Source organism: Yoonia sp. (genome assembly GCF_036007805.1).
Classification (GTDB): domain Bacteria; phylum Pseudomonadota; class Alphaproteobacteria; order Rhodobacterales; family Rhodobacteraceae; genus Yoonia.
This window is the reverse complement of the sequence record NZ_DASYOK010000372.1, coordinates 1-6,047: the sequence shown is the minus strand read 5'-3', so window position 1 is coordinate 6,047 and position 6,047 is coordinate 1. Positions and strand designations below refer to the sequence as shown.

General features: G+C 57.4%; 6 protein-coding genes. 5 read left to right on the top strand and 1 reads right to left on the bottom strand.

What is annotated here, in order from left to right; translation table 11 throughout:
- Window positions 1-262, top strand: a 262-nt coding sequence (locus tag VGP75_RS19635; RefSeq protein WP_327545258.1) for a type III secretion system chaperone family protein, incomplete at its 5' end; no start/stop codon positions are given.
- Between the two features lie 84 nt (window positions 263-346).
- On the opposite strand, the gene VGP75_RS19630 is transcribed toward VGP75_RS19635, so the two are convergent.
- Window positions 347-1,264 carry a type IV pili methyl-accepting chemotaxis transducer N-terminal domain-containing protein gene (locus tag VGP75_RS19630; protein WP_327545257.1) on the bottom strand — a complete coding sequence of 306 codons (918 nt, stop codon included), beginning with the start codon at window positions 1,262-1,264 and terminating at the stop codon, window positions 347-349.
- A 714-nt stretch (window positions 1,265-1,978) separates the two neighbouring features.
- On the opposite strand from VGP75_RS19630, the gene VGP75_RS19625 reads away from it, so the two are divergent.
- The 4 genes from VGP75_RS19625 (at window position 1,979) to VGP75_RS19610 (ending at window position 5,809) form a co-directional block, all read left to right on the top strand.
- Window positions 1,979-3,460, top strand: a complete 1,482-nt coding sequence (locus tag VGP75_RS19625; protein WP_327545256.1) for a type IV pili methyl-accepting chemotaxis transducer N-terminal domain-containing protein — start codon at window positions 1,979-1,981, stop codon at window positions 3,458-3,460.
- Window positions 3,461-3,718: 258 nt separating this feature from the next.
- Window positions 3,719-4,534, top strand: coding sequence for a pyrroline-5-carboxylate reductase (proC, locus tag VGP75_RS19620; protein ID WP_327545255.1), 816 nt, complete (start codon window positions 3,719-3,721; stop codon window positions 4,532-4,534).
- The gene (locus VGP75_RS19615) at window positions 4,527-4,865 is read left to right on the top strand and encodes a tRNA-binding protein (protein ID WP_327545254.1); all 339 of its coding nucleotides are present in this window, start codon (window positions 4,527-4,529) and stop codon (window positions 4,863-4,865) included. Before proC ends, VGP75_RS19615 begins: the two co-directional genes overlap by 8 nt.
- Window positions 4,862-5,809, top strand: a complete 948-nt coding sequence (locus VGP75_RS19610) for a 2-hydroxyacid dehydrogenase (protein ID WP_327545253.1) — start codon at window positions 4,862-4,864, stop codon at window positions 5,807-5,809. Before VGP75_RS19615 ends, VGP75_RS19610 begins: the two co-directional genes overlap by 4 nt.
- Window positions 5,810-6,047 lie beyond the last annotated feature (238 nt).

Genomic DNA, 6,047 nt, shown 5'->3' with positions numbered 1-6,047 from the left:
CGAGACACTGAACACGATCAACGACCGCTGCTGGGCGGGGGCCTTTACATGGTGGGCCGAACAAAACCTGATGGTGTACCGCTATGGTCTGATGTTGGCCGGTGATCAGGTCGCAGGGCCGGATCAGATTGATACCATGATTGGGGCGGCGGTTGCGGCTTGTGGGCAGTACTATCCTGCCATCCAGTTGGTCACATGGGCCGAGCGGACGCCTCAAGAGGCCGTGCAGGTGGCGATCGGCGGGGCCTACGGAAGGGCGTAACTGCGCCAAACACAGGTTTTGAATACGAGTGAGCGGGCCATGATAATGACCTGCTCATCCGTTTTAAGACAGAGGTTGTTCGCTTTAATAGCTCGGCGCTGCGGCTGCGACGTACATCGTCACCACCCTATCCATGTGGTGCATGGCCGCGTCCAAACCCTTATATTTGATTGTGCCGGTCGCTGTGTCGAAACGCTCGCCTGCGATGATCCCTGTGACGATCGGTTTGACCGCATTCCATTCATTCAAAGCGGCTTCGAGCTCTTCTTGAATTTCTGCATTTGGGGGTGCGCCAATGCCAAGTGCAGGCATGCCAAAACGCAGTGCCTCCATCGTTGCTTCGAAGATGCGCACAGATTCCGCAAGTTCCTCACGCACGTCAGCGACAGGGGGGGTGCTGGACCAAAGGCAGGCTTCCTTGCCGATTTTTTGCACCAGCAGCATTTGGCGGCCGGCCAGATCGATCATGAACAGGCTGGCAAAGGTCACGGCGTTCGGATTTGCGTACTGTTGTGTCATCTCTTCCAAAGTACGCTGTGCCGCATCAAGCACGACCTGATTTTCCAGCATCACATAGCGCAGATCCTCCTGCGTTGCCGTGCCGTTGATCACGGCTGTCGCGGCGGCCTGTACAGGTTGCCACTGCGCGCGCAATTCGTGGATCGCCGCGAGCGACCGGGGGCGGGTTTCCGGCGCTGCGATATTCAGATCAGCATCGCCAAATTCGAGCGCCGTCAAGATCTGTTCAAAATCGCTGACAGCTTTGACCAGCACGTTGGCCGATTCTTCGGGGGCAATGGAACGGTTCAGGTGGCACACGGCAGCCGGGATTTTTTGGGTCAAGACCCGTAGCTGGCTGGCCTGGTTGATCCGCTCTTGCGCGTTATCTTCGATCACCGCAGCGACAGGCGTGGGTGAGGCAGTCTGCGCAACGGCCATTCCGCTGGCCGCAGTCAATATTAGCGGCAACACCAATGCCATTTTTATGATTGGCTTCTCCATCTTTTTTCCTCTCATCCTCAGCTGCGCCATGCCAGTGATACCCGACCGATCGGCATAGCCTTCTGTGATCATGCAGGCCCACAACCTACTCCGGACACATCACATGCCTACCGGCAGCATGTACAATCGGCAAAGCAGCATTTTTTTGAAAAATTTATGTTTTTTTTAGGTTTAAAGTTGCGCGCTTTGGGGAATTGGCCTGCCCCAAAAGGTTTCGAAAACAACCACGAACTGGACACAATTATAGCTAAATACTCTGCTTTGTATCGCAAAGTGTGATGTGACGAGTAGTGAATGGAATTGATGCGTGGCTTGCCTCTGGACAGACCTCTTTAGGGTCTTTGGGAGCTGCCCCGAGCTTAGGGAGATGAAGCGTTGACAGATGTAAGCAGGATCATGCGCGAAATCTTAGAGGCAGTGCGCGCGTTTTCTTATGGTCGTTTTTCAACTTCGCTCCGGTCCCGTGCAGATGCGTCACGCATTGTGGGGCCTTGTCGGTTTGAACGCCTCGAAAGATCGGCCGTCAACTGTCGCGCAGTGGCATCACGTGCCTGCAACAACTCCGACCGTCATCGTGCGGTCAACCGTCATCTGAATGTCCGGGTCTCCAATATGGTGGAAGATCAAATTTTGTGCAGCGAACCGCAAGTCTTGCGGGAGCTAACTTGTTGATTTTAAATCAATAAGTTATTTATTTAAGCTAGGAACCATGCAATGCTAATCAAAGACAAGACAAGCCCCCGCAAGATCAAGAGCCCTGCATCGAAGATGCGCGGCGTTTCGAAAATCGCGTTGGTTGCGCTTGCCGTGATGGGTGCACCGTCCGCAGGCATATTTACCGCAGAGCCTGCTGTGGCGCAGCGCATCGACCAGTCTCTTTATAATGGCGGGAAAGCGCGGGTTAATCGCTCTGCCAGCCTGCGCACGCTGACAGAGGCCGTGGCGTCTGCAAGTTGCAGGGTCAACGCCGGAATTGGTGCTGAGAGTGCCCAAGTCCAACTGGCGTCCGTACGTGCTGACTTTGACAAGACGATTAATGGTTTGATCAACGGGAGTGCCGCCCTTGGCATGCCGGGCGCTGAGGGCAGTGCGCGTACGCTGAACGCCTTGACCACCACTGCAGAGTTCTGGGGGCCGTTGGATGCGGCGGCGCAAAGGTTGGCGTCCGGTGCAGGGACAGATGAAGATGCCGCAACAATCAAAGCGGGCTATGCTGACCTTTTCGAACAGACCGAAAGGTTGGCTGCTGTTGTGGCCGGGCAATACACTGACCCGTCGCAGCTTTTGCAGAGTGACGCGACGGTGCTGAACTTTGCCGTCAGACAGCGCGCACTTGCATATCGGATGTCCCGCGCAATGTGTGAACTTGCGACCAATTCAGCGACCGGTGACGCACAACAGGCATTGGCAACGTCTGTCGATCAGTTCCAACAGACGCTTCTTGCGCTGCGTGACGGCTTCCCAGGGGCAGGCATCAACCCACCGCCCAATGATGCCGTACGCGCAAGCCTTGAAAACACCTATCAGACTTGGCTGGATCAGCGCGGTATTTTCGATGCGGCCCTGGCAGGACAAACGCCATCGGCCCAAGACGTCGATGCAGCGGCCGCCTTGGCGGATACGCTTTCGGTTGCGATGAACAACACAATCACGCTCTATCTCGTTGCAGCGCCGGGGCAAGACGGTGTCTACCGTGTCCCGCTTGAGGCTTATGCCCGTGAAGAGCTGAGCAAATGGCTTACAAATCCGGAATTGATTGCGGCGATCAAGGCACAGAATGCCGAGCATGATGGCTTGTCAGAGGATGATATCATCACACTCGACCTGCAATGGCGCGCCGAAGAGGCCGCCGGTGGCGGGCCACTTATCGAAAAACTGATGTCAGCACCTGTGTCAGCCTGGTTGCTTGAACAGCAAGAGGCAACAGCCGGGTTTGTGACGGAAGTCTTTGTGATGGACAACAAAGGGCTGAACGTGGCGCAAAGCACTGTCACCTCCGATTACTGGCAGGGCGACGAAGCGAAATGGCAGGAAACCTACCTTGTCGGCGCGGATGCCTTGCACATCAGCGAAGTCGAGTTCGACGACAGTACCGGGTTCTACCAATCGCAGGGGTCGATGACGATCACAGACCCTGAAACAGGTGAAGTGATTGGTGCGGTCACATTTGGTATCAACGTTCAGAACCTGATGTAAGCGATCCCGCACGCAAGACAGCAGCCTCGCCGTGGATTCAGCTACTTATGCTGAGCACGGCGGGTTTTTTTTGTGATCCGTCGTCTTGGCGTTGTTGAGATACCTTACGCGAGCACGGCAAGTGGCCCTCGCACCTGACACAGAGCATAGGCATACCCATCCACGGAGCCTGTCGTCACCTCTCTTATTCGCAGAACGCATCTTCCAACTGCCCTTCGGCTTGGCTAACCTATTGATAGTTATTCGAGAGGTGCATCAATGAATATGACTGATGTTGCAAAGCGCGGGCTGGTGTTGTTGGGCTGCGGCAAGATGGGGTCGGCTATGCTGGAAGGGTGGTTGCGCACCGGATTGCCGCCGACGTCAGTTTGGGTGATTGACCCCAATCCATCCGATTGGCTGAAGGAACAGGGTGTGGCCATCGGCGGCCAGATCCCCCCTAATCCCGCTGTTGCGATCATCGCGGTCAAACCGCAGATGATGGCCGAGGCTCTGCCTGACGTGAAGTCTTTGGGCAATGGCCAAACACTGGTCATCTCGGTGGCTGCGGGCACCCCGATCAGCACGTTCGAAGCGGTGCTCGGCCCCAACACACCGATTGTCCGTGCCATGCCCAACACGCCTGCCTCGATCGGTCGCGGGATCACCGCGATCATCGGGAATGCGATGGTGCAGGACGATCATCTGGACCTGTCCGAGGCGCTTATGTTGTCGGTGGGCGATGTTGTCCGGCTGGACGCAGAAGACCAGATGGATGCGGTCACGGCGATTTCGGGCTCGGGTCCGGCTTATGTGTTTCATCTGATCGAATCCTTGGCCGCTGCCGGCATGGCGCAGGGATTGTCGGCTGAGCTTTCGATGCAGCTTGCCAAAGCCACTGTCGCCGGAGCAGGTGATCTGGCCGAGCAATCCGAAGAAAACCCCGCGCAGTTGCGCACCAATGTGACCTCGCCCAATGGCACCACGCAGGCCGCACTTGAGGTGCTGATGGACGCCAAGACTGGGTTTCCGCATCTGTTGCGCCGCGCGGTTGCGGCGGCGGCGAACCGGTCGCGCGAGCTGGCGAATGGGTGATATTTCTTTTGACGATTTCCTGAAGGTCGATGTCCGCGTGGGCACCGTTCTGCGCGCAGAAGCCTTTCCCGAAGCCCGTAAGCCCGCGATCAAACTCTGGATAGATTTCGGCGGGGATATCGGTGAGAAAAAGACCTCGGCCCAGATCACCGCGCATTACGCGCCTGAGGCTTTGGTTGGCCGTCAGGTGATGGCTGTTGTGAATTTTCCGCCCCGTCAGATCGGCAAGTTCATGTCTGAAGTTCTGGTGCTGGGTCTGCCTGATGCAGATGGTGAGATCGTTTTGATCGGCCCTGATCACCCCGTACCCCTTGGAGGACGTCTACATTGAAAAAACTGCTGATCACCCGCCAACTGCCCGAGGCCAATCTGGCTGCCGCCCGTGCGCGTTTTGACGTGACTGTGCGCGACACTGCCGTGGGATTGACGATGGTTGAGGCGGCGCAGGCCCTGGCGGAGTATGATGCGATTTTGCCGACTTTGGGGGATCAGTTTACTGCCGAGGCCTTTATCGGTGATCTGCGGTGCAAGGTGCTGGCGAATTTCGGGGTGGGGTATAACCACATTGATGTCGAGGCAGCGCGTATGGCTGATGTGTTGGTGTCGAACACACCCAATGTCGTGACCGATGCGACCGCCGATATCGGGTTGACCCTGATCCTGTCCGTTTGCCGCAGGGCAGGCGAGGGCGAGCGGTTGGTGCGTGCAGATCAATGGACCGGCTGGGGCCCGACGCAGATGCTGGGCACCCATGTGACGGGCAAGACAGTCGGGATCGTCGGCATGGGCCGGATCGGGCAGGCTGTGGCGCGGCGCTGTCATTACGGGTTCGAGATGCCGGTGAAATTCCATAACCGCTCTCCCAAGACTGTCGATTTCCCCGCCGAACAGGTCGAAAGCCTGACGGCATTGATGGGGGCCTGTGACATTATCGTCGTCACCGTCCCCGGGGGCGGCGAGAACACGCATATGATTGATGCCGCTGCCTTGGCCGCGATGAAGCCCACGGGGATCTTCGTCAATATCGCGCGCGGGGATGTTGTGGACGAGGCGGCATTGATTGCAGCCTTGCAGGCGGGCCAGATTGCTGGCGCAGGCCTTGATGTGTTTGAACATGAACCGCATGTGCCGGATGCGTTCCGCGCGCTGGAGAACGTCGTTCTGCTGCCGCATCTGGGCACGGCTGCGCTCGAAATCCGTGAGGCAATGGGCCAGATGGCGCTGGATAATATCATCGCGTGGGAGGAAGGCCGCGCGCTGCCGCAGGCCGTGTGACGGATTGCCCGCAGATCGGGTCTGGATCACGACGCGCGCAGCGGCTATATCGACCGTAACATGCGTCACCTAGCTCATCAGTTCAGCCGGTTTTTTCTGACCTTCGCGGTACTTGTCGCGATGGCGGGTGCGGGTTTTGCGCATCGTTTTGCGACACCGGATGTTGATGACAGTCTGATTGCCTATGTGGCAGCCGGTGGTGCGCTGGGGGACATCTGTAACGATACAGGGCAAGCGG